Origin of the sequence: Lentzea sp. CC55 (assembly GCF_021056325.1) — a bacterium.
Classification (GTDB): Bacteria; Actinomycetota; Actinomycetes; order Mycobacteriales; family Pseudonocardiaceae; genus Lentzea; species Lentzea jiangxiensis.
On sequence record NZ_JAJCXE010000056.1, the window covers coordinates 608740 to 631202 of the forward strand.

The window sequence follows — 22463 nt, forward strand, 5'->3', positions numbered from 1 at the left end:
CGGGCGCGCGCCGCTCGGGTCGCTCAGCCGGTCCAGACGTCGCACCGGTGGTCGACCGGTGCGACCTGTCCGGTCGCGAAGATCCGGACGTCCTGGCGTGCCCAGCCGGGACGCCCGGTGCGCGCGAACCGCGTCCAGGCGTCCACCACTTCGTCCGCCAGCTCCCGCTGCCCGGCGGTGAGCTCGACGCCGCCGTACTCGAACAGGAACGGCAGCTCCGAGCCGTGGTAGGCGCCGTAGGGGAACTCCGGCATGCCCGGGAAGATCATCGGCGGGTCCGGTTCGGCGAACTCGTAGCCGAACGCGTGCGTCTGCGCGCGCAGCTCGGCGGTCGGGCAGGCCGAGGTCATGTCCGAGAGCGCCGCGGAGAGCGCCACCCGTTCGTCACCACCGCGGGGCGGGTAGGCGGCGAGGACCCGCTTCGCCCCGGCGGCACCGAACCCCTCGGTCAGCGCCTGCTCGTAGCCGGCGGCGTCCAGCGGGGCGTAGAACATCGCGGCGAACACCGAGAACTCGTCGCGAGCGGTGCCGGCCAGCACCGGGACGCGGTGGAAGCGACCCTCCCGCAGCGCCGTGACCGGGTTCTCCGGCAACGTCTCCGTTCCGTAGGCGGGTGACGAGAACTGCGGCGTCAACGCCTGCACCTGCTCGAACGTGAGGCCGCGCAGGCAGGCCACGTCCGGGCAACCCGTCGCCCGGGCCCCTGCCCGTTCGACGTCCTCGCGGTCTGCCCACGGGTGCTGGACCCGTCCCTCCCCCGCCGGGGTGCCGAACGAGCACGGTCCGCTTTGGATGATCGCCCGGTGGAACAGCCCGCGCGTCCTGGGCGAGGTCAGGTGCGCGCAGGTCGACAGCCCACCCGCCGACGCCCCGAACAGCGTGACGGTGCGCGGGTCGCCGCCGAAGCGCCGGACGTTGCGCTGGACCCACTCGAGCGCGGCCTGCTGGTCGCGCAGGCCGAACGCCCCGGACCCGTCGAGCCCGGGGAAGCCGAAGTACCCGGGGGCGCCGAGGCGGTAGTTGATCGTGACGACGACGGAGCCGCCGTCCACCAGCCGGTCCACGCCGTAGTCGGCCCCGGCGCCGCTGGTGAACCCGCCGCCGTGGATCCAGACCAGCACCGGCCGGTTCACGGCTTTCCGCGGCGTGGTGACGTTGAGGTACAGGCAGTCCTCGGCCTGGTCGCACCGGGGACCGGGCTTCTCCGCCTTCAGAACGCCCTGCCACGACCGTGGCGGCTGCGGATCGCGCCAGCGGTTCTCGCCGACGGGCGGCGCGGCGTACGGGATGCCCTGGAACGAACGCCGGGCGTCGGTGGTCGTTCCCGACACGAATCCGGTGTCGGTGCGGACGGTTCCCGCGGCGTGGGCGGGAACAGCGGTTGCGGCCAGGAGTACGGCCGCCAGCAATGTGGTTGTGGTTGAACGCATGTCACGCCCAACCTAGCCACGGCCGCAACCGTTTTAGACGGTCGCCCTGGTGCGGGACAACAACCGCGCCGCCACCGCCGCGGGCAGGTACATGAGCACGCCGTAGACCGCGGGCGGGATCGCCATCGTCTCGTCGTCGAGCACCGTGAGCGCCAGCGTGATCGCGATCGTGGCGTTGTGGATGCCGATCTCCATGGCGCTCGCGATGGCCTGCTTGCGGTCGACGCGGAACGCCTTCGGCACGTAGTACCCGATCAGCAGGCTGAAGACGCTCAGCAGCAACGCCACCGGCCCGAGCGTCGCGATGTTGTCGATCAGTTGCCGGTACGCCTGCGCGATCGCGGCGATGATGACGAGCACCAGCACCACGACGGACGCGATGCGCACCGGGTCGTTCATCCTCAGCGACCACGCCTCGAACCTGCGGCGCACCAGCATGCCGATCGCCACCGGCACCAGCACGATCGCGAAGACCTGCACGAACTTCGCCGGCTGCAACCCGACCTCGGCGTTGTCCGCCATGAAGTGCGCCATGCTCAGCCCGACCACCAGCGGCAGCGTGAACACCGCCAGCACCGAGTTGATCGCCGTCAGCGTGATGTTGAGCGCGACGTCGCCGCCCGCGAGGTGGCTGAAGAGGTTCGCCGACGTGCCACCCGGCGAGGCGACGAGCAGCATCATGCCGACCGCGAGCACGCCCTTGAGCCCGAACGCGAGCACAAGGCCGAGGCAGATCGCGGGCAGCACCACGACCTGGCAGACGAGCGCGATGACGGCGGCCTTGGGGTACTTGGCGACCCTCGCGAAGTCTTCGGTGGTGAGCGTGAGGCCGAGGCCGAACATGACCAGGCCCAGCGCCAGTGGCAGGAAGATCTGTACGACTGGCACGGCGGCCTCCGCGATGTCCGGCTTGTGCAGTTCGATCTGTTCGGACGATCCTGGCGTTACGCCCGCGCCGATGGAATAGGCCAGGTGGCGGCACCGGGCCTGTTCCGCGGTGTTCGTGGAGGACACTGGACGCCGTGCAGATCGGCGTGTTCACCGCGGGTGACCTCCCACCGCCGGAGATCGTCGCCCTGGCGATCGCGGCCGACGAGGCCGGCTTCGACGTCTTCGCGGTGGGCGAGCACCACAACCCGCCGTACACGTCGTCCTCCCCCACGGTCCTGCTCGCCCACATCGCGGCGAAGACGACCTTGCGGCTGTCCACGGCGACCACGCTGATCACGACGAACGACCCGGCACGCCTCGCCGCCGAGTACGCCACCCTCGCCCTCCTCGCCCCGGACCGCACGGACCTGGTGCTCGGACGGGGCAACACGGCCAAGGTGTTCGGCTGGTTCGGCAAGGAGATCGAGTACGGCCTGCCGCTGACGATCGAGCACTACGCGGCGTTCAAAGCCCTGTGGCGCGGCACGTACGTCTGGCACGCCTGCACGCGTTCGCCCGAGATCGCCGACCTGGCCGCGGAGAACGACGACGGCCTGTTCGTGTTCGCCGGCCGGACCGAGCACGTCACCCGGTACCGCGACCAAGCCGCCCACCCCAGGATCGGCGTGCTGGCGAAGCACCTCGACGACGGCCTCGCCCACGCCCCGGACCGCCTGCTGGTCGAAGTCAGCGGTCCCGCGGACGTGGAAGAGCTGGCGTCGGACGTGTGTTCAGCCTTGCCACACCGCCGCTCCTCGCACGGCTCCGCGCGGCACGCACCGTCCTGATCGCCGGAGCGGGCGGCGGGTTCGACGTGTTCGCCGGGATCCCGCTCGGCGTCGCGCTGCGCGACCAGGGCGAGACCGTCCACCACGCCAGCCTGAGCTTCAGCGACCTCGAACGCCTCGACCTCGACGCCTGGCTGGAGCGCGGGCTCGCCGCCGTCGAGCCGGAGACCTCGGGCGAGGACGCCTACTTCCCCGAACGCGAGCTCGCCCGGTTCCCCAACGACACCGTGTACGCGTTCCCGCGCACGGGTGTGCGGCCGTTGCGCAGGGCGTACCGCACTCTCGTGAAGAAGCATTCCATCGACGCGATCGTGCTCGTCGACGGCGGCACGGACATCCTCCTGCGCGGCGACGAACAGCACCTCGGCACGCCCACGGAGGACATGACCAGCCTCGGGTTCGGTATCGACGCGCACCACGGCGTGTGCCACGCGCATGTGCTGGAGAACCTGGCCGCACTCGACAGGCAGGGCGCCTACCTCGGCGCCCTGTCCATCCCGCCGGACAGCCACGAGGCCCGCGCGTACACGACCGCCGTGCAGCAGGCGCAGGACGCGACGCCGTTGTCACCGAGCATCGTCAACGGCCAGATCGCGGCCTCCCTGCGGGGCGAGTTCGGCGACGTGCGGTTCACCACCCGCACCGAGGGCAGCGAGCTGTTCGTGAACCCGTTGATGGGCGTGTACTTCAGCGTCGACCTCGACGCGTTGGCCCGCGGCGTGCACTACCTGCCGTTGCTGGAGAATACGCGCACTTCCTCATTGACGCCGCACCACCACCACCGCGATGACGAGGATCAGCACCCCGACGGCGAAGGCCGTGCCGAGCACCCACATGCCGTAGACCGCGAACGCCACGAACTCCGAGCCGATCGCGGCCACGGACGTCACGGTCGCGCGGGCGTCGGACTCGATGCGGTGCTGCAGCTCGGTTTCCACGTGCACCAGCACGAACCGGTACAGCCCGTAGAACAGTCCCAACAGGATGATCGCGAGCGGCACGGCCAGCCAGGCCGCCACGACCAGCAGCACGCCCGAGGCGAACAGGACCCAGCCGCGCAACGGCAGCCGCCCCGCCAGGTGGGCACCGGCCGCGCCCGTCAACGGCACGCCGATCGTCGCCATCGGCACCCACACCGTCGGCACGTGCCAGTCCTGGGCCAGCAGCGTGAAGTACTCCTCGAACGCGTCGATGGCGTACACCAGCGCCACCGCGATGACAGCGCGCTTGATCGGCACGGACGCGCGGAGCCCGGTCATCAAGGTCGCGAAGTAGCCGGGCTCGTCGTCCTCCGAGCCGCGTTCGGGTTCGGGGAACCGCAACGCGATCACCGACGAGGCGAGGCACATCGCGACCGAGATCCACCCGGCCAGCTGGTAACCGCCGAGGGAGAACAGCGCGGTGGCCACGACGGCGACCGGCACCTGGGCGATCAGCTCGATGGTGTCGACACGGGCGTTGAGCCGCCCGTACTGCTCCTCGTCACCGTTGGCCGCCAGCCCGTCGTACAGCAGGGCCTCGAACGCGCCCGACTGCAGCGTGCCGCCCAGCCCCCACAGCACGAAGCCGGCGGCGAAGCCCCAGAACGACGGGAACACCACCCAGGCCGCGTACCCGAGGGCCTGCAGCACACCGGAGGCCACGAGGGAACTGCGCCGCGAGAACCGGTCCGCGACGGCACCGGAGGGCACCTCGAAGACCACCGCGGTGAGCGACCAGACGGCGAGCAGCACCGAGATCTGGGCGTCCGACAGCCCGCTGTCGGCGAAGAGCAGCGCGTACAGCGCGTAGATCGGGATGAGGTGCGAGCACCACGCCCACGCCGTCGCGGTTCGGGAGAGATCGGTTGAAGATCAATGTCGTCGACGCATGGCACAAGGATAAGCCGTCAGCGCCACCGGATAAATGGCGCTGACGGCTCGTGGTCGTCCGGGAACCGCGTGTGGTCAGAACCCGGCGGTGATCTTCGTGAACGCCAGGTCGGCCTGCTGGATGCCGGAGCAGTGGGCGGCGATCTGACCGTCGCAGCCACCGCGGTCGCGGTTGACCGACCAGAAGGCCAGTCGCCCGAGGCCGTTCGCCTTCGACCAGTCGCGGATCGCGGTCCAGTCGTCGACGGTGGTCAGCTCGCGGTGGTCGGACAGGCCGTTCATGCCCGAGATGCCGACGTGCCTGAACGCCTCGGCGTCGCTCCAGCCGAAGGTCGACTTGAGCTTGTTCTTCAGCCCCGTGGCCGCGCCGATCGTGTCGTTGCGGATGTTGGAGCTGTTGAAGTCGAACGGCATGATCGTGAACACGTCGATGTTCGCGTTCAGGGCCTTGGCCTGGTCGATCAGGCGAGCGCCGTAGAAGTTCGGGCCGGTGGTGCCGGTGCCGAACGTGACGATCGTCTGGATGCCGGGGTTGTTCTGCTTGACGATCTTCAGCGCGGTCAGGATCCGGTCCTGGACCGTCGTGTTCTCGAACTCGTCGGAGTTCTCGATGTCGATGTCGATCGCCTTGAGGTTGTAGGCGTTGATGACCTGCTGGTACGCGCCGGCCAGCGCCTCGGCGGTCGCGCAGTTCGGGCCGAGCTTGTTGCCGCTCCAGCCACCGAACGACGGCACGATGTCACCACCGGCGGAGCGGATGGCGTTGATCGTCTGCTGCTCGACGCCACCGATCAGCGGACGCGAGCTGTCCCACGAGGGGGTGCAGCCGCCGCCGGAGAGCACGAACGCGAGCGTGAACCACTTGACGCCGGTCGCGCTCATGACCTGCGTCGCGCTCTGCGGGTTGCCCCAGCCCAGGTACAGGTAGGGAGCGCCGCGCCCGGTGCCGGGCACCGGCGGGGTCGACGTGGTCGTGGTGGTGGTGGTGGTGGTGGTCGTGGTGGTGGTCGGCTGCGAGCCGCCGTCGCACGAACCGCCGTTGATCTTGCAGTTGGAGGGGTTCGCGCCGGAACCCTTCACGGTGAAGCCGAAGCTGACGCTTCCACCGACCGGGACGTTGCCGTTCCAGGTGTTGCGCACGGTGATGTTCTGGCCGTTGGCGGCGTAACTGCCGTCCCACAGCGACGCGATGGACTGCCCGCTCGGCAGCGTGAACTCGACGGTCCACGACGAGAGCGCGGCTCCGCCGCTGTTGGAGATCGTGTACTTGGCCTCGTAGCCGCTGCCCCAGTCCGACGTCTTGGTGAACGCCGCGGTCACGCCCGTCGCGCCACTCGCGGGCGCGGCGAGGAGGCCACCGATGACAGTGGCTATCGCCAGACCGGCGGTCAGGATTTGCCGGCGGAACTTCTTCATGGTGCTCCATTCACGTGCAGGGGGTACGTGATGGCAGGCACGTTAACTGGTCTAAACCACTCGTTCAAGAGGAGGAAGCGGACATCATCCCACCACATCGCGGCGGGTTATGAGAACGCTCTCACGATCGGTCCACTCGACATGGTCCGCCGGATGACCGCCGACGGAGCCCGATGACGTGGCGGAACCGGTACCGGGGCCGCCGCGCCTCACGCGACGCCGGTGCGCTCCACAGCCTTCTCGACAGCCCGTTCCCGTTCCCGCGGGGATTCCGCCCGGAACGACGTACGGGCCCTGCTCGGACGCGCACCCGGTGCTCACTGCGCGAAGAGGATCGCGGCGATGCCCGCGGCCATCGGCATCGCGCCCGCGAGACCGGGCCCGCTCCGCGTTCGAGCTCGCCAGACGACGTCTTCGAGGAACACGTCCTACCGTGACGGCGGCAGCAGGTCGGGGCGGCGCGGGCGGATGACGTCCCCGGAGGACTCACCACGCACCCGGCGCACCACCCACGGCACGACGTGCTCTCGGGCCCACTTCCAGTCCTCCGCGCGCCGGACTCGGCGGTCGACGAGCGGGGCCACGCCGAGCAGGGTCCGCTCCAGCGCGTGCGGCACGCCGAGCCCCTCCAGGACCGAGATGGCGACCTCGGTGTGCCCGAGCGAGTTGAGGTGCAGGCGGTCGGCCGACCACATGCGACGGTCGCGCAGCTGGCGCATGTTCCACATGTCGACGAGGACGCACGCGTGCTCGGCGGCGATCGAGCGCACGTGTTCGTTGTAGATGGCCACACGGCCGCGCATCCTGCGGAACACCGGGTCGTCGGCACCGTCCACGCCGGTGAAGAGGATCACGCGCGCGCCCGCGGACACGAGGCGCGCCACAGCCGCCCGGTAGCGGCGCATCAGGCCGTCGATGTCCACCTTGGGACGCATGAGGTCGTTGCCGCCCGCGTAGAGCGAGACGAGGTCGGGCTTCATGTCGAGGGCGCGCTCGAGCTGCTCCCCCAGCACCTGCGGCAGCAGCCGGCCGCGCACGGCCAGGTTGGCGTAGGCGAACTCGGGGTCGACGGCCCCCAGGACGTCGGCGACGCGGTCAGCCCAGCCGCGCACGCCGTTCGGACGACTGGCGTCGTCATCGCCCACACCTTCGGTGAACGAGTCCCCCAACGCCACAAAACGCTTGCTCATGCTCAGGACCCTATGTCGCGCTTTTCCTGCGACTTCTCCCGGGGTTGCGAGGCCGTGGATAACGTTTCGATAACGGCGGGGTCTCGAACTGAGGCGCCGGACCATTCCCGGCCGTATCCCCGTTCGTGCGACTCCCCATGGACTTGGCAAGGCCGGCGCGACTGGTGGTCGCGCTGGCCGGCTGTGCGCTGGCCGTGCTGCTCGACACCGGGAGCGCACTCGGACAGCCCGCCACGACGACGCCCTCCACCCCCATCTCCACCCCGCCACCCGGCAGTGCCGGCACGGGCGACGAGGTCGTGCAGACGCAGTGGGGACCGCTCGGACCCGCCGACCGGGACTTCATGAACCGCGTCAAGCAGGCCGGGCTGTGGGAGAAACCGGCGGGCGACAAGGGCAGGGCCAAGCGGCCCGACCAGCCCAAGATCCTGGAGGCCTGCAAGCACCTCATCGAGGGGCACACGCTCCTCGACAACGTGGTGAACAGGGCGGGCGTCCTGCTCGGCCACACGTTGCCCACCGAGGCCTCCGACGAGCAGAAGGGCTGGCTCGCCGAGATGGACGCGGCGAGCGGCGACGAGTTCGACGCCGTCTTCGCCAACCGCCTCCGCGCGGCGCACGGCAAGGTGTACGCCTACGCGGCCCAAATCCGGGCGGGCACCAAGAACGAGCTCATCCGCATCCTCTCCACCCAGGCCATGATCACCGTCTTCGACCACATCAAGGTGCTCGAGGACACCGGTCGCGTGGACTTCGCGGGCCTCGAGTCGCCGCAGCCGCTCGCGCCTCCTCCGCCCGCGGACAGCTCCGCGGCACCGGACGCGACGGGCGACCAGGCGGCGGACGCGACCGCGAACCCCACCGACGGCGTGATCCCCACCGTGCCCGAGGGCACCAGGTTCACCCGCACCGCCGAGCAGGGCGTTTTCGGTGAGAACAACGGCGTCTTCTTCGGAGCGATAGCGGTGCTCGCGCTCGCCCTGGTGGGGATGCGGTTCATCTCGCGTTCCAAGAAATCCCGGCGGAAATCCCGTTCGTTCTAGGAAAACAGCACACCCAGGTTCTTCACGAAGATGGCGGCCCCTACCGCCGTCAGCTTCAGCATGCCGTTCATCGGACTACCACGAGGTGGCACATGGCTATTCACCGGAGGAAATCCACGATCTGGCTCACCGCCGCCGCTGCGGCGATGGCCGTGGTCGCGGGCAGTGCCGCGGTGGTGGCCATCAGTTCTTCTGATGGCTCCGCGCTCGCCGACGGGGCGGACAAGAGCTTGTTCGTCGACATCACCAAGGTGAAGCCGAACGTCAAGAAACCCAAACCGGAGAACGATGCCACCACAGGCACGTTCACGGTCGACTGCGGCCGCAACGAGAACGGCCACTTCAACCCCGACAACTTCATCGCGCAGCCCGGCGTCCGCAACGGCGCCCAGCACCTGCACGACTACGTCGGCAACCTGTCCACGAACGCGGACTCCAACAACGCCTCACTCCAGGCGGCGGGCACGACCTGCAAGAACGGTGACAAGTCCGCCTACTTCTGGCCTGTCGTGCGCATCATCGACGAGGAGCCGGACGAGGCCGCGCCGCCCGCGGAGCAGGCACCGCCGAAGAAGGACGACAAGGCCCAGCAGGACAAGGACAAGGCCGCCAAGGACGCGCCGCGGCTCGAGTGCCCGGACGTCGCCTCGCTGCTCTCCGAGAACGTGCCGGACGCGGCCCAGGCCGAGATCGACCGCGAGCTCGAGAACATCGAGAAGGTGACCGCGGAAGCCGAGAAGAAGGTCGCCTCGACCAAGGCCCAGGACCGCGACAACGTGATCGTCGGCCCGACGCGGGAGAAGCGCGCCGCCATCCTGAACCGCATGATGCTGGCGTTCAGCCGCCAGGGCCAGCAGGCCCCCGACCTGAACCCGGCCGCCGCCTGCGCCGTCGAGGACCCCGCCCAGGGCGAACAGGGCCTCGACAACGGCGGCGAGAACAGCGACGACGCCCAGGCCGAGGGCACCGAGGACAAGAAGAACCAGAACAACGCCGAGGAGAACGGCGACAACGAGCTCGAGGGCAACGAGGGCGAGATCCAGCGCCCGGCCGTCGTCGACCTCACCTTCCGCGGCAGCCCGACCGGCAAGGTCGTCGCGATGCCCAAGTTCCTCCGCGTCCTCTACGGCGACGCCAAGGCCGGCCAGAACGGCCCGAAGAACGCCAAGGCGTCCTGGACCTGCACGGGCTTCGAGGACAAGGTCCTGATGGACAAGTACCCGATCTGCCCGCAGGGCTCGAAGGTCAAGCGCGTGCACGACTTCCCGAGCTGCTGGGACGGCAAGAACATCGACTCCGCGAACCACCGCGACCACATCGTGTTCCCCGACCAGAACGGCAAGTGCAAGCAGGGCTTCAAGGCCGTGCCGCAGCTGCGCATCTCGCTGACCTACAACATCCCGCTGGACGTCCAGAAGGACGGCCGCTACCTGGTCGACTCCTTCCCGGAGGAGGAGCACAACCCGCTCACCGACCACGACGACTTCGCGAACGTGATGTCGCAGAAGATCATGAACCGCCTGGTCAACTGCGTGAACTCGGGCAAGAAGTGCCGCGAGTGACGCCCTGACCACGCAGTTCACCCAGACGAAGTCCCCCGGTGCACCTCCCGCGCACCGGGGGACTTCTCGTGCGCCACAACAGGTGCGGGCACCAATCCACTCGCCAACGCAAGCCGACACGCGCCCAGGCCAGGCGCGCGCACCCAACCGCACCCGCCAACGCAAACCAACCACGCGTCCAGGCCAGGCGCGCGCACCCAACCGGACAGCCGACAACCCAACCCGGCCACGCACGCAGCCTGGCGTGGCGATGCGCAGCGAGCCAGATGAACCTGACGCCGCCGGGTAGCGGTCGGCACCGGCGAAGGCGATTGGGGCTTGACCTCGAGGGGGCGGGATGCTCCCCTCGAGGGCACGGCCGGGGCTCTTTTCGCCCCGGCTTTTCCGGCCGTCCCAGCATCCCGCCAGAGGCTCGAGGTCAAGCCCCAATCGCCACCCCGGCGCTTCGTCCCGACCCGCAGGACCACCCTCGCAACGCAACCCGACCGACAAAACGCAACCACCCCGCTGGAACCGGCACCGACCAGCCAAAGCCGCACCCGCACCCGCACCCGCACACCAATCACCCGGGAAGACCCACCCGAATTCACCACCGTGAACCTTGTTCCGGAATGATTGACCGCAAAGGTATGGACCACCAACACTGAGGCGCATGGTCACCCGTTCCTGCGCGGTACTGATCCCCCTGCTGGCCTCCCTGCTGGCCTCCCTGCTGGCCCCGGTCACCGGCTCAGCCCAGGCTGCGCCCGCGACGTTCGTCCACCCGGGAGTCGTCGTATCCCGGCCACAGCTGGACTTCATGCGCACCAAGGTCCTGGCGGGCGCACAACCCTGGAAGCTCGCCTACGACCGCATGCTCGCCTCGAAGTACGCCGACCTCACCCGCACGCCGAAGCCCCGCGCCGTCGTCGAGTGCGGCTCCTACTCCAACCCCAACCTCGGCTGCACCGACGAGCGCGAAGACGCCATCGCCGCCTACACCCTGTCCCTCATCTGGTACGTGACGCGCGACAACCGGTACGCGGCCAAGGCGATCCAGATCATGGACGCCTGGTCCGCCACGATCCGCGACCACACCAACTCCAACGCCCCGCTGCAGACGGCGTGGTCGGCGAGCAGCTGGCCGAAGGCGGCGGAGATCATCAAGCACGTGCACGGCAACTGGCCGAACAGCGCGAGGTTCGGCACGATGCTGCGCGAGGTCTACCTGCCCGAGATCCAGAACGGCCGTGCGAACACCAACGGCAACTGGGAGCTCAGCATGATGGAGGCGAGCCTCGGCATCGCGGTGTTCCTGGAGGACCGGGCGGCCTACGACAAGGCCGTCGGCATCTTCCGGACGCGCATCCAGGCGTTCATCTACCTCACCGGCGACGGCGCCCTGCCGAAGACGCCGCCGGGCAGTGGCATCGACACGCGGGACGAGATCATCTCGTACTGGCACGGCCAGTCCACCTTCGTCGACGGGCTCACCCAGGAGACGTGCCGGGACTTCGCGCACACCGCCTACGGGCTCAGCGCGGCCTCGCACTTCGCCGAGACGGCGCGGCACCAGGGCCAGGACATCTGGGGCGAGATCAAGGATCGGATGCGCCACGCGTGGGGCCTGCACACGAGGTACGAGAACGGCGAGCCGGTGCCGTCGTGGCTGTGCGGCGGCAGCTACTCCCGCGAGCTCGGGCCGACCTCCGAGGTGAGCTTCAACGCCCTGAACACCCGGCTGGGCATCGGCATGACGAACACCCGGCGCTACACCGAGGCCCAGCGTCCACAGGGGACGGACAACCTGTTCATCGCCTGGGAGACGCTGACTCACGCGGCCAACCCCTCCTGAGTCGTACTAGCGTGCGCTCATGACCGAGACACCGGACGTGAAGCCACGCAGCCGCGACGTGACCGACGGCCTGGAGCGCACCGCCGCGCGCGGCATGCTCCGGGCCGTCGGCATGGGGGACGAGGACTGGGAGAAGCCGCAGGTCGGCGTCGCCTCGTCCTGGAACGAGATCACGCCGTGCAACCTGTCGCTCGACCGCCTCGCGAAGGCCTCGAAGGACGGGGTGCACGCGGCGGGCGGGTACCCGCTCGAGTTCGGCACGATCTCGGTGTCGGACGGCATCTCCATGGGTCACGAGGGCATGCACTTCTCGCTGGTGTCGCGGGAGGTGATCGCGGACAGCGTCGAGACGGTGATGCAGGCCGAGCGCCTGGACGGCTCGGTGCTGCTCGCGGGCTGCGACAAGTCGTTGCCCGGCATGCTGATGGCGGCGGCGCGGCTCGACCTCGCGAGCGTGTTCCTCTACGCCGGGTCGATCCTGCCGGGTCGCGTCACCCTCTCCGACGGCACGGAGAAGGAGGTCACGATCATCGACGCGTTCGAGGCCGTCGGCGCGTGCTCCCGCGGTTTGATGAGCCGCGAGGACGTCGACCGGATCGAACGCGCGATCTGCCCCGGTGAGGGCGCCTGCGGGGGCATGTACACGGCGAACACCATGGCGAGCGCGGCCGAGGCCCTCGGCATGTCGCTGCCCGGCAGCGCCGCTCCCCCGGCCACCGACCGCCGCCGCGACGGGTTCGCGCGCCGGTCCGGCCAGGCCGTGGTGGAGATGCTCCGCAAGGGGATCACCGCGCGGCAGATCATGACCCGCGAGGCGTTCGAGAACGCCATCGCCGTCGTGATGGCGTTCGGCGGCTCCACCAACGCCGTGCTGCACCTGCTCGCCATCGCGCACGAGGCCGGCGTCGAGCTGAGCCTGGACGACTTCAGCCGCATCGGCGCGAACGTGCCGCACCTGGCGGACGTGAAGCCGTTCGGGCGGCACGTGATGACCGACGTCGACCGCATCGGCGGCGTGCCCGTGGTGATGAAGGCGCTGCTGGACGCCGGCCTGCTGCACGGCGACTGCCTCACCGTCACCGGCCGCACGGTCGCCGAGAACCTCGCCGACATCGCCCCGCCCGATCCGGACGGCCTGGTGCTGCGGGCGCTCGACAAGCCCATCCACCGCACCGGCGGCATCACGATCCTCAAGGGCTCGCTCGCGCCGGAGGGCGCCGTCGTGAAGTCCGCGGGCTTCGACTCGGACGTCTTCACCGGCACCGCCCGCGTGTTCGACCGCGAGCGCGCCGCGATGGACGCACTGGAGGACGGCACGATCACGGCGGGCGACGTCGTGGTGATCCGCTACGAGGGCCCGAAGGGCGGGCCGGGGATGCGGGAGATGCTCGCCATCACCGCGGCGATCAAGGGCGCCGGTCTCGGCAAGGACGTCCTGCTGCTCACCGACGGCCGGTTCTCCGGTGGCACCACGGGGCTGTGCGTCGGCCACGTCGCCCCGGAGGCGGTCGACGGCGGGCCCATCGCGTTCGTGCAGGACGGTGACCGCATCACGCTGAACGTCGCCGAGGGCACGCTCGACGTCGAGGCCGACCTGGACAGCCGCCGCGACGGCTGGGCCCCGCTGCCCCCGCGCTACGAACGCGGCGTGCTCGCCAAGTACGCGAAGCTCGTCGGCTCGGCCTCACGCGGAGCGGTTTGCGACTGACCCTCCGCGCAGCCTGGCCGCCGAACGCACGAGCGCGGCGACCGCCGGCGAGTGACCGTGCGGCGGCCAGGCGAGGAGCGTGGTGACCTCCGGCGCGTCGGTGACGGGCACCGCGACGTGCTCCGGCCACTGCCAGGCGCGGCTGGAGGCGGGGATGACGAGCAGGGTCCTGCCGAGCGCCACGAGCTGGGCGAGCTGCGACTGGGTGCGCACCTCGGGTCCCGGGCCGTCCGGGTAGGTGCCGTCGAGCCGCGGCCAGCGCGCGATCGGCAGGTCCGGCACGGCGCTGACCTCGGCCAGCGTCACGCTCTCGCGGTCCGCGAGCGGGTGGGTGGCGGGGACGATCGCGACCTGGCTCTCCACGTGCACGTCCACGGTGTCGAACCCCGCGAGGTCGTCGTACGGGTGGTGCATGATCGCCACGTCCGCCTGCCCGTCGCGCAGCCGCCGCGCCTGCTCCCCCACCTCGCACAGCAGCACCTCGACCCGCGGCCCTCCGGGATCGGCCGCCACCGCGTCCAGCAGCGCCCGCAGCAGCTCGTGGGACGCTCCGGCCTTCGTCACGAGGACGAGCGGCCGGTCCGGGTCCGCGGCCCGCCGCGTCCGGCGCACGGCGGCGGAGACGGCGTCGAGGGCCGTCCTCGCCTCGCGCAGCAGCACGTGGCCCGCCTCGGTGAGCGCGGCGCCGCGGCGGTCCCGGTCGAGCAGCCGGACGCCGAGCCGCCGTTCCAGCCGCACGATCGCCCGCGAGAGAGGCGGCTGCGCGATCCCGAGGCGTTCGGCGGCGCGTCCGAAGTGGAGCTCCTCCGCGACGGCGACGAAGTACCGGAGCTCGCGGGTCTCGAGGTCGTCCACGCTCCCGAGCCTAATACCCGGCGGGTATCAGGCCTTACTGAATCGATCTTGGACAGCGGTGCGCGGCCCGCCGAGCATGGATCCCGTGAACCACAAGAAGACCGCGCTGGTCACCGGCGCGAACAAGGGAATCGGTTTCGCCATCGCCCAGGGCCTCGGAGCGGCCGGTTTCACGGTCGCCGTGGGCGCCCGCGACGACGTGAGGCGCGAGGAGGCCGTCGACCGCCTGCGGGCTGCCGGAGCCGACGCGTTCGGGGTCGCGCTCGACGTCACCTCCGACGAGAGCGCCGCCGCTGCGGCGAGGACCGTCGAGCGGACGACCGGACGGCTCGACGTGCTGGTCAACAACGCGGGCATCGCCGGGCGGGTGGACGCCGGGGCGCAGGACCCGGCGACGCTCGACCTCGACGTCGTCCGCGCGGTCCTCGACACGAACGTGTTCGGCGTCGTGCGGGTGACCAACGCGGTGCTCCCCCTGCTCCGCCGGGCCACCTCGCCCCGCATCGTGAACGTGTCGAGCAACATGGGCTCGCTGACGCTGCGGACCGGTCCGGTCATGGCCGCGTACGCGCCGTCGAAGTCGATGCTGAACAGCATCACGGCCCAGTACGCGCGGGTTCTGGCCGACACGAACGTCATCATCAACGCCTGCTGTCCCGGTTACGTCGCCACGGACTTCACCGGCTTCCTCCCCGACCGCACGCCCGAGCTGGGCGCGGCGGTCGCGGTCCGGCTCGCCACCCTCCCCGACGACGGGCCGCGCGGCGGCTTCTTCGACGACGAGGGCGTCGTCCCCTGGTGAGGGGGGTGTCCCCCGGCCGGTTGAAACGCCACGCTCGTGCGGTCACCCGGTCGGACGGCACCCGCGGCCGGCACGTTCGAGCGGGGTACTTCGCGTTCACAAGCCGAAAAGCCAACTTGGAGGGACGACGCGATGATCGATCAGACGCACGTTGAGGCTCTGTACGACTGCGACGTGATCGACAACAGGGGCGAGAAGATCGGTTCGGTCAAGCGGGTGTGGCTCGAGGACGGCACCGGCAAGCCCATGTGGGCCGAGGTCCAGACCGGGCTGTTCGGCATGAAGGAGAGCTTCGTGCCGATCCAGCAGGGCACCGTCGCGGGCGGCGCGATCACCGTCCCCGTCAGCAAGGAGCAGGTGAAGGACGCTCCCAGCCTGCACACCTCGGAGGACCACATGTCCGACGAGGAGCAGGAGGCGCTCTACCGGCACTACGGGATGATCCCGCAGGCCAAGACCGGCGAGCACGACCGGCTCGACGACCGCCGGGCCACCGGCCGGCGCGACGGGCGGCACGCCGCCGGGGACAGGACCGGTGACGCGGCCGAGGTCACGCTGTCGGAGGAGAAGCTCGACGTCGGCACCCGCAGGGTCGAGTCGGGCCGGGTGCGGCTGGTCAAGCACACGGTCACCGAGGAGCGCAACGTGACGGTGCCGGTGACGCACGAGGAGGTCCGGGTCGTCCGCGAGCCGGCGCAGGGCGGCACGGGCAGGGCGTTCGCCGACGAGCAGGCCGAGGTGACGCTGCACCGCGAAGAGCCGGTGGTGCAGAAGCGCACCGAGGCCACCGAACGGGTCCGGCTGGAGAAGAACGCCGTCACCGAGCAGAAGGACGTGAAGGGCGAGGTCCGCAAGGAGCGCGTCGAGGTCGAGCGCGACGACGAGTCGCGCGGCCGCCGCTGACCGGAGCACTCCAGCGAACCGCCCACCACTTCCGCCGGTGGGCGGTTCGCTAGTACAGGCTGTCGAGGACGTCCCGGTAGCGCTTCTCGATCTCCCGGCGGCGAGGCTTCAGCGAGGCGGTCAGCAACCCCTCCTCGACGCTGAAGTCGTTGTCCAGCACCGCGAACCGCTTGATCGTCTCGTGCCGCGCGAGCTGGGCGTTGACGGTCTCGATCGCGCCGCCGACCTCTTCCTCGGCGTTCGCGAGGCCCTTCGCGGTGTCCGGGTCGAGCGTCACGAGCGCCACGCAGTACTTGCGCCGATCGCCGTGCACGACGACGTTGCTGATGTACGGCGAGGCAGCGTTGATCATGCTCTCGATCCGGGCAGGCGCCACGTACTTGCCGCTGGAGGTCTTGATGAGCTCCTTCTTGCGGTCGGTGATCGTCAACCGCCCCGCGTCGTCGAGCTCGCCGATGTCCCCGGTGTGCAGCCAGCCGTCGACCAGCGCCTCGGCGGTCGCGTCCGGCCGGTTGTGGTAGCCGCGCATGACGCCGGGGCCCCGCAGCAGGACCTCGCCGTCCTCGGCGATCTTGACCTCCATGCCGGGGATCGGCGGCCCGACCGTGCCGATCGCGATCATGCCCGGCCGGTTGAAGAACGTGGCCGCGGACGACTCGGTGAGCCCGTAGCCCTCCAGGATCGTGATACCGGCGCGGGCGAAGAACCCCGCGATCTCGGGCGCGAGCGGGGCCGAGCCCGACACGAAGTAGCGGATCCGCCCGCCGACCCGGTCGCGCAGCTTGCGGTACACCAGCCGGTCCGCGAGCCGGCGCGTCACCGGGCCGTGCTCGCGGTCGGCCCACCGGAAGATCCTCTCGGTGAGCCCGCCCTTCTCCCGCGCGCCCGCGACGATCCGGCCGTGGATCTTCTCGAAGATGCGCGGCGCGGCGGCCACGATGGACGGCCGCAGCTCCCCGAGGTTGTCGACGATCCGCTCCACGCTGCCGTCGACCGCCGTCGGCACGCCCGCGGCGATCATCGCCATCGTCAGCACCTTGCCGAACGCGTGCGACAGCGGCAGCCACAGGAAGTGCAGGTCGGATTCCTCGAGGATCCCCAGGGACGCGATGGCTTCCGCGGTCGTCAGCCAGTTCTCGTGCGTGAGCTCGACGCCCTTGGGCGTGCCGGTCGTGCCGGAGGTGTAGATCAACGTCGCCAGGTCGTCCTTCGACAGCCCGTCGACCAACGCGTCGTAGTCGCCCTCACCGCGCGGGATCGCGCCGAACCGCAGCACCTCGACGCCGCCGGGCATCGACGCGGCGTGCTCGTCGGTCTCCACGACGACGATCCGGCTGCCGGAGTCGCCGACGATGTGCGCGACCTCCTCCGCGGTGCTGTTCGGGTAGATCGTGGTCGTGGCGCCCCCCGCGGCCAGCACGGCGAGGTCGGTGACGATCCACTCGACGCTGGTCCCGCCCATGAGCGCGACGCGGTCACCTCTGCGCAGTCCCCGGTCCACCAGGCCGAACGCCTCCGCGGCGACGCGGTGCTGCAGCTCGGCCCAGCTCAGCGAGACCCAGCCACCGCCGTCGCGGTACCGCATCGCCTCGGCGTCGGGCGTGCGCGCGACACGCTCGCGCAGCAGGCCGGGAATCGACAGCGCCATTGCTTTCCACCTTCGTCTAGAGCGTCGCTCCAGAGCGGTACTCTAACCCTCGTGGCCGACCGACGACAGTCTCTCCTCGACTCAGCGCTGAAGCTCGTCGAGGAAGGCGGCCTGGAGGCCGTGACGATCGCCGCGCTGACCGAGCGCTCCGGTATGTCGAACGGCAGCATCTACCACCACTTCGGCAGCCGCGCGGGCGTGTTCGCGCAGCTCTACGCCGACAGCTACGCGCGCTGCGTGGCCTCGATGCTGCCCGCCCTGGACGCGCCGGGCACCGAGGCGGCCGTGCGCGGGCTGGCGCTGAGCTACCTCGACTGGGTCATCGCGAACCCGAGCCGCGCCCGCTTCCTCTACGCCGCTCCCGACCACGCCGACCCGGCGGCGAAGATGGCGGAGTTCGCGCCGGTCCTGGCGTGGTTCGCCGACCGCACGGCGTCCGGCGAGCTGCGCGCCGTGCCCCCGTGGGCGCTGGAGCCGGTGGCGATGGGCCCGGCCCACGAGTCGGTGCGCCGCTTCCTGCTGGGCGTGTTCGACCTGGCCGAAGCCCGCGAGATCATCGCGGACGCCGTGTGGGCCGTGATGAAACCCTGACCTCGCAGTAGAACACGTGTTCGATTATGCTGCGGTCCATGCGCCAGGGATCACTGTTCGACCTGGAGGCGGAGCCGGCCCTGGCCCCGCTCGCCCCGCGCCGCACCGAACTGGGCCACGGCGCGTGGATCGACGTGCAGCCGGGCTGGCTCTCGGGCGCCGACGCGCTGTTCGACCGGCTGGTCACCGAGGTGCCGTGGCGCGCCGAGCGCCGCCAGATGTACGACACCGTGGTCGAAGTGCCACGCCTGCTCTGCTTCTACAGCGGCACACTGCCGTTCGACGTCCTCACCACGGCCCGCGACGCGCTGAGCGCCCACTACCGGCCCGAGCTGCACGAGCCGTTCACCACCGCCGGCCTCTGCTACTACCGCGACGGCCGGGACAGCGTGGCGTGGCACGGCGACACGATCGGGCGCGGGCAGACCGAGGACACGATGGTCGCCATCCTGAGCGTCGGCACGCCGCGCGCCCTGCTGCTGCGGCCGCGCGGAGGCGGCGAGACGCACAGGTACGCGCTGGGCCACGGCGACCTCCTGGTGATGGGCGGTTCGTGCCAGCGCACCTGGGAGCACGCCGTGCCGAAGACGTCGAAGGTCGTGGGGCCGCGGATCAGCGTCCAGTTCCGCCCGCACGGAGTCCGCTAGCGACCATCTCCTCGGACACCTCCCAGACGCGCCGGGCCTCGTCGGCGCTCCTCAGGCGGCTGTAGAGCTCCTGCTCGGCGGGCGGCCCGCCGAGGTGCCCGAACCCGCTGGGCCCGTAGAACGTCCCGGCCACGGGCGAGGTGGCGGCGAGCAGAGCCGGCAGCGCGGCGGTCTCGACGGTGCCGACGACGATGCCCCGCGAGGACAGCGCCCGGATCAGCCGCACTCCCGGCGTGTCCGCGGACCGCCCGATCTCGGGACGGGCGGCCAGCAGACTCGTGGGAGCCACCCCGGGGTGGGAGAAGTTGCTGGTGATCCCCCACCCGCCGGCCGCGCTGCGCCGCGCGAGCTCCAGCCCGACCAGGCCGCAGGCGATCTTCGACTGGCTGCAGGCCTTGCCGCCGCTGTAGGACCGCTCCCAGTTCAGGTCGTCCCAGTTGATCGAGTTCTGGTTCGCGGCGATGCTGACCTGCGAGGTCACCCGAGCCCGTCCGGCCTTCAGCAACGGCAGCAGGTGCCGCACCAGGGCGAAGTGCCCCAGGTGGTTCGTCCCCCACTGCAGCTCGAACCCGTCCGCGGTCGTCTGCCGTTCGGGCGGGGTCATCACGCCGGCGTTGTTCACGAGGACGTGGATCGGCGCCCCCTCCCGCAGCAGGACGGCGCCCAGCTCGGCGACCGACCGCAACGACGACAGGTCCAGGGCGCGCACCGAGACCCTGGCACCGGGCGTGCGCCGGCGGATCTCCGCCACAGCCGCCGCGCCCTTGCGCTCGTTGCGGACGGGCATGACGACCTCGGCACCGGCGGCCGCCAACCGTGCGGCGATCCCCAGGCCGACGCCGTCGCTGGCGCCGGTGACGACCGCCCGCCTCCCGGTCAGGTCCGGGACCTCGACGTCGAAGTTCTTGCTGGCCATGAGCGCACTCCCGTGTTCGTCGACCGTGGTGTTCCTCCACGGTGGCCGACCACCCGGAAACTCATCCAGGACCTGACGATCCGTGGCTGCGGCGGCCCGGTGGCGTTGGAAAGGACCGGGGAGAGGAGCCGCACATGGCGATCGACAGGGCCGGGCTGGCCACGTTCCTGCGGCACCGCAGGGAGGCGCTGCAGCCGGAGGACATCGGCCTGCCGCGCGGGCCGCGGCGCCGGACCAGCGGGTTGCGGCGCGAAGAGGTCGCGGCGCGGTGCACCATGTCGGCGGACTACTGCGCGGCTGGAGCGGGGACGCGGCCCGCACCCGTCCGAGCAGATGATCGCGGCGATCGCGCAGGGCCTGCACCTGTCCCTCGACGAGCGCGACCACCTGTTCCGCCTCGCGGGCCACACCCCGCCGGACCGCGGCGGCATCAGCGACCACGTGAGCCCCGGCCTGGCGCGGATCTTCGACCGCCTGCACGACACCCCGGCCGAGGTCGTCACCGAACTGGGTGAAACCCTCCGGCAGACCCCGCTCGGCGTCGCACTCACCGGGGACTCGACCGCCTACACCGGCCCGGAGCGCAGCCTCGGCTTCCGGTGGTTCAGCGACCCGGCCTCGCGGGCGCTGTACGAGCCCGCCGACCACGAGTTCCTGGGCCGCATGTTCGCCTCGGGACTGCGCGAGGCCGTGGCGCGACGCGGTCCCCGTTCCCGCGCCGCGCACTACGCCGACCTCCTGCTGGCCGCCAGCGACGAGTTCCGGACCGTCTGGGACCGGCAGGAGATCGGCCTGCGCCCGCACGAGGTCAAGCGGTACGTCCACCCGAGCGTCGGCGCGCTCGAACTGCACTGCCAGACGTTGCTCGACCCCGACCAGCACCACTTCCTGCTCGTCTACACGGCCACGCCGGGCAGCGAGAGCTACGAGAAGCTCCGGCTGCTGTCGGTCGTCGGCACTCAGATGACGTCGACGAACACCGGGTTGGCGTAGAACCAGAGGTCCTCCCACGGGTCGGAGTTCGCGATCTCGTCGACCACCGGGTCACCGGCGGAGGTCAGGCGCTTGCCGTCGCTGCCCCGCAGCCGCAGGTAGAACGAGCGCTCGACGCCGGAGAAGGTGTGGGTGAACCGGATCCTGCCCTTGCGCGGCACCTCGAACGTCTTCGCGACCTCCGTCTCCGGCGCCGTGAACACGTCCCGGTCGGCGCAGGGGCCGGTGACCGGGCCGGAGATCAGGTCGACCTTGGCGAGCACGGGGACGGAGCCCGACCAGTTCGGCGAGGTCGTGCGGTCGATCTCGATCGTCACCTCGACGTCACCGCCGCGGCGCACGAACGTCCGCCCGCCCAGCGTCACGCCGCGCAGGTCGTCGCGGGAGCGCACGCGCAACCGCAGACCGTCGACCAGGCGGCCGTGCACCGTCAGCACCTTGCCGGCCTGCAGGCCCCTCATGACGTCCACATAGGACCGCGAGCGGGCGCCGACGACGTTCGCGCCGTACTGGCCGGGGAAGAAGTCGCCGTACCCGGTCTGCCGGACGCCCGAGTCGATCGGCGCGCCCTTCGAGCCGGTCGTGGCGTAGTCCTGCCTGCCCGGCGTGAACGTGTCGGCGAAGACCTGGTGCACGTCGGAGTTCGCGGTGATCCACCACGGGCGGCCCTCGGCGAGCAGCGAGTCCCACAGGCCGCCGACTTTCGCGGTCATCCAGTCGAAGCCGCCGTGGGTGCGGTAGGACTCGGCGGGGTAGCCGGGGAACGACTCGGGCAGCGGGGCGGCCGTGTCGTAGTAGCCGCGCGCACGGCCGGGGCCGCCCGCGGACTTCGGGATGCCGGCGGCCTGGTGGCCGGGAGCGCCCTCCATGCCGACCGCGACACCGGGGGCCGCGTCGCGCCAGCCGCGGATCTCGTGCGGGCTGTCGACGCCGCGCCGCGACGGGTGGTTCGCGAACATCAGCGCGATCTCGGTCCGTCCCGAGAGGACCTGCGCCTCCAGGTACCGCAGGGCCGCCAGGGCGAGCGGCTCGGAGCCGCCCGCGATGCGGCCGTCGTAGGACAGCTCGAACGCCTTGAGGATGTCGGCGGTGTGCTTGCCGGGCGGCAGGAAGACGGTGGCGTGCTCGGCGCCGGGGATGTTCCACTCGAGGCCCTGGTAGACCAGCACGTCGCGCTGGTCGCGGCGGGCGCGTTCGACGTCCGGCGTCACCTGGTCGATCGAGAACTTCTGGTGCGCGGGACCGCCGTGGTCGGTGATCACGACCCAGTCGAGGCCGAACTGGCGCGCCTTCGCGACCTGCTGCTCGATCGTGTACTGGCCGTCGTCGGAGTAGT

The 22463-nt window shown here is 70.7% G+C and carries 18 protein-coding genes and 2 pseudogenes; 11 read left to right on the forward strand and 9 right to left on the reverse strand.

Annotated features, from left to right (window positions below; genetic code table 11):
* Positions 1-23: 23 nt before the first annotated feature.
* Together L6E10_RS37620 and L6E10_RS37625 are read right to left on the reverse strand one after the other, a co-directional pair.
* On the reverse strand, positions 24-1430 hold the full coding sequence (locus tag L6E10_RS37620) for a carboxylesterase/lipase family protein (protein ID WP_236224930.1): 1407 nt from the start codon (positions 1428-1430) through the stop codon (positions 24-26).
* 33 nt (positions 1431-1463) lie between these two features.
* Positions 1464-2318, reverse strand: coding sequence for a bile acid:sodium symporter family protein (locus L6E10_RS37625; RefSeq protein WP_236224931.1), 855 nt, complete (start codon positions 2316-2318; stop codon positions 1464-1466).
* 134 nt (positions 2319-2452) lie between these two features.
* On the opposite strand from L6E10_RS37625, the gene L6E10_RS37630 reads away from it, so the two are divergent.
* Positions 2453-3148: an LLM class flavin-dependent oxidoreductase gene (locus tag L6E10_RS37630; RefSeq protein ID WP_236224932.1), complete on the forward strand. Its 696-nt coding sequence runs from the start codon at positions 2453-2455 to the stop codon at positions 3146-3148.
* 251 nt (positions 3149-3399) lie between these two features.
* A pseudogene (locus L6E10_RS37635) lies at positions 3400-3843 on the forward strand (DUF1152 domain-containing protein); the annotation flags it as partial.
* A gap of 63 nt (positions 3844-3906) precedes the next feature.
* On the opposite strand, the gene L6E10_RS37640 reads toward L6E10_RS37635, so the two are convergent.
* The 3 genes from L6E10_RS37640 to L6E10_RS37650 form a co-directional block, all read right to left on the reverse strand.
* The gene (locus tag L6E10_RS37640) at positions 3907-4947 is read right to left on the reverse strand and encodes an MFS transporter (protein ID WP_308102973.1); all 1041 of its coding nucleotides are present in this window, start codon (positions 4945-4947) and stop codon (positions 3907-3909) included.
* Between the two features lie 147 nt (positions 4948-5094).
* A complete protein-coding gene (locus tag L6E10_RS37645) occupies positions 5095-6435 on the reverse strand; it encodes a cellulose binding domain-containing protein (protein ID WP_236224934.1) in 1341 nt (446 codons plus the stop codon).
* 428 nt (positions 6436-6863) lie between these two features.
* The gene (locus L6E10_RS37650; RefSeq protein ID WP_236224935.1) at positions 6864-7625 is read right to left on the reverse strand and encodes an SGNH/GDSL hydrolase family protein; all 762 of its coding nucleotides are present in this window, start codon (positions 7623-7625) and stop codon (positions 6864-6866) included.
* A gap of 137 nt (positions 7626-7762) precedes the next feature.
* On the opposite strand from L6E10_RS37650, the gene L6E10_RS37655 reads away from it, so the two are divergent.
* The 4 genes from L6E10_RS37655 to ilvD all read left to right on the forward strand — a co-directional run bounded on the left by L6E10_RS37655 (position 7763) and on the right by ilvD (position 13772).
* Positions 7763-8668, forward strand: coding sequence for a DUF4142 domain-containing protein (locus L6E10_RS37655; RefSeq protein WP_236224936.1), 906 nt, complete (start codon positions 7763-7765; stop codon positions 8666-8668).
* Positions 8669-8760: 92 nt separating this feature from the next.
* Complete coding sequence (locus L6E10_RS37660) at positions 8761-10230, forward strand: DUF1996 domain-containing protein (protein WP_374237602.1); 1470 nt, start codon at positions 8761-8763, stop codon at positions 10228-10230.
* Between the two features lie 652 nt (positions 10231-10882).
* Positions 10883-12064 (forward strand): alginate lyase family protein, encoded by a 1182-nt coding sequence (locus L6E10_RS37665; RefSeq protein WP_236224937.1) that lies wholly within the window; start codon positions 10883-10885, stop codon positions 12062-12064.
* Positions 12065-12083: 19 nt separating this feature from the next.
* The gene (gene ilvD / locus L6E10_RS37670; protein ID WP_236224938.1) at positions 12084-13772 is read left to right on the forward strand and encodes a dihydroxy-acid dehydratase; all 1689 of its coding nucleotides are present in this window, start codon (positions 12084-12086) and stop codon (positions 13770-13772) included.
* Here ilvD and L6E10_RS37675 read toward each other — a convergent pair.
* Positions 13749-14627 carry a LysR family transcriptional regulator gene (locus L6E10_RS37675; protein WP_236224939.1) on the reverse strand — a complete coding sequence of 293 codons (879 nt, stop codon included), beginning with the start codon at positions 14625-14627 and terminating at the stop codon, positions 13749-13751. The genes ilvD and L6E10_RS37675 overlap by 24 nt on opposite strands.
* Positions 14628-14703: 76 nt before the next feature.
* Here L6E10_RS37675 and L6E10_RS37680 point away from each other — a divergent pair, with 76 nt between their 5' ends.
* Both L6E10_RS37680 and L6E10_RS37685 read left to right on the forward strand, forming a co-directional pair.
* The gene (locus L6E10_RS37680) at positions 14704-15429 is read left to right on the forward strand and encodes an SDR family oxidoreductase (protein ID WP_236224940.1); all 726 of its coding nucleotides are present in this window, start codon (positions 14704-14706) and stop codon (positions 15427-15429) included.
* Between the two features lie 132 nt (positions 15430-15561).
* Positions 15562-16332: a DUF2382 domain-containing protein gene (locus L6E10_RS37685; protein WP_236224941.1), complete on the forward strand. Its 771-nt coding sequence runs from the start codon at positions 15562-15564 to the stop codon at positions 16330-16332.
* Between the two features lie 49 nt (positions 16333-16381).
* Here L6E10_RS37685 and L6E10_RS37690 read toward each other — a convergent pair whose 3' ends face one another.
* The gene (locus L6E10_RS37690) at positions 16382-17980 is read right to left on the reverse strand and encodes a long-chain fatty acid--CoA ligase (protein ID WP_236224942.1); all 1599 of its coding nucleotides are present in this window, start codon (positions 17978-17980) and stop codon (positions 16382-16384) included.
* A gap of 51 nt (positions 17981-18031) precedes the next feature.
* Between L6E10_RS37690 and L6E10_RS37695 the strand changes: the two genes are divergently transcribed.
* Positions 18032-18571 (forward strand): TetR/AcrR family transcriptional regulator, encoded by a 540-nt coding sequence (locus L6E10_RS37695; RefSeq protein ID WP_236224943.1) that lies wholly within the window; start codon positions 18032-18034, stop codon positions 18569-18571.
* Between the two features lie 38 nt (positions 18572-18609).
* Positions 18610-19218, forward strand: a complete 609-nt coding sequence (locus L6E10_RS37700) for an alpha-ketoglutarate-dependent dioxygenase AlkB (RefSeq protein WP_236224944.1) — start codon at positions 18610-18612, stop codon at positions 19216-19218.
* Here the strand turns inward: L6E10_RS37700 and L6E10_RS37705 are convergent.
* Positions 19184-20134, reverse strand: a complete 951-nt coding sequence (locus L6E10_RS37705; RefSeq protein WP_236224945.1) for an SDR family oxidoreductase — start codon at positions 20132-20134, stop codon at positions 19184-19186. The two genes, L6E10_RS37700 and L6E10_RS37705, sit on opposite strands and share 35 nt — an antisense overlap.
* A gap of 134 nt (positions 20135-20268) precedes the next feature.
* Here L6E10_RS37705 and L6E10_RS37710 point away from each other — a divergent pair.
* Positions 20269-21127: pseudogene (locus L6E10_RS37710) on the forward strand (helix-turn-helix transcriptional regulator).
* On the opposite strand, the gene L6E10_RS37715 reads toward L6E10_RS37710, so the two are convergent.
* Positions 21094-22463, reverse strand: a 1370-nt coding sequence (locus L6E10_RS37715) for a histidinol-phosphatase (RefSeq protein WP_236224946.1), incomplete at its 5' end; no start/stop codon positions are given. The pseudogene L6E10_RS37710 and the gene L6E10_RS37715 sit on opposite strands and share 34 nt — an antisense overlap.

Bases quoted from the DNA above. Each gene is read 5' to 3' on its own strand.
- L6E10_RS37705 (WP_236224945.1), bottom strand. From the start codon at position 20,134: ATGGCCAGCAAGAACTTCGACGTCGAGGTCCCGGACCTGACCGGGAGG.
- L6E10_RS37685 (WP_236224941.1), top strand. From the start codon at position 15,562: ATGATCGATCAGACGCACGTTGAGGCTCTGTACGACTGCGACGTGATC.
- L6E10_RS37645 (WP_236224934.1), bottom strand. From the start codon at position 6,435: ATGAAGAAGTTCCGCCGGCAAATCCTGACCGCCGGTCTGGCGATAGCC.
- L6E10_RS37700 (WP_236224944.1), top strand. From the start codon at position 18,610: ATGCGCCAGGGATCACTGTTCGACCTGGAGGCGGAGCCGGCCCTGGCC.
- L6E10_RS37620 (WP_236224930.1), bottom strand. From the start codon at position 1,430: ATGCGTTCAACCACAACCACATTGCTGGCGGCCGTACTCCTGGCCGCA.
- ilvD (WP_236224938.1), top strand. From the start codon at position 12,084: ATGACCGAGACACCGGACGTGAAGCCACGCAGCCGCGACGTGACCGAC.
- L6E10_RS37665 (WP_236224937.1), top strand. From the start codon at position 10,883: ATGGTCACCCGTTCCTGCGCGGTACTGATCCCCCTGCTGGCCTCCCTG.
- L6E10_RS37660 (WP_374237602.1), top strand. From the start codon at position 8,761: ATGGCTATTCACCGGAGGAAATCCACGATCTGGCTCACCGCCGCCGCT.
- L6E10_RS37650 (WP_236224935.1), bottom strand. From the start codon at position 7,625: ATGAGCAAGCGTTTTGTGGCGTTGGGGGACTCGTTCACCGAAGGTGTG.
- L6E10_RS37655 (WP_236224936.1), top strand. From the start codon at position 7,763: ATGGACTTGGCAAGGCCGGCGCGACTGGTGGTCGCGCTGGCCGGCTGT.
- L6E10_RS37690 (WP_236224942.1), bottom strand. From the start codon at position 17,980: ATGGCGCTGTCGATTCCCGGCCTGCTGCGCGAGCGTGTCGCGCGCACG.
- L6E10_RS37680 (WP_236224940.1), top strand. From the start codon at position 14,704: ATGGATCCCGTGAACCACAAGAAGACCGCGCTGGTCACCGGCGCGAAC.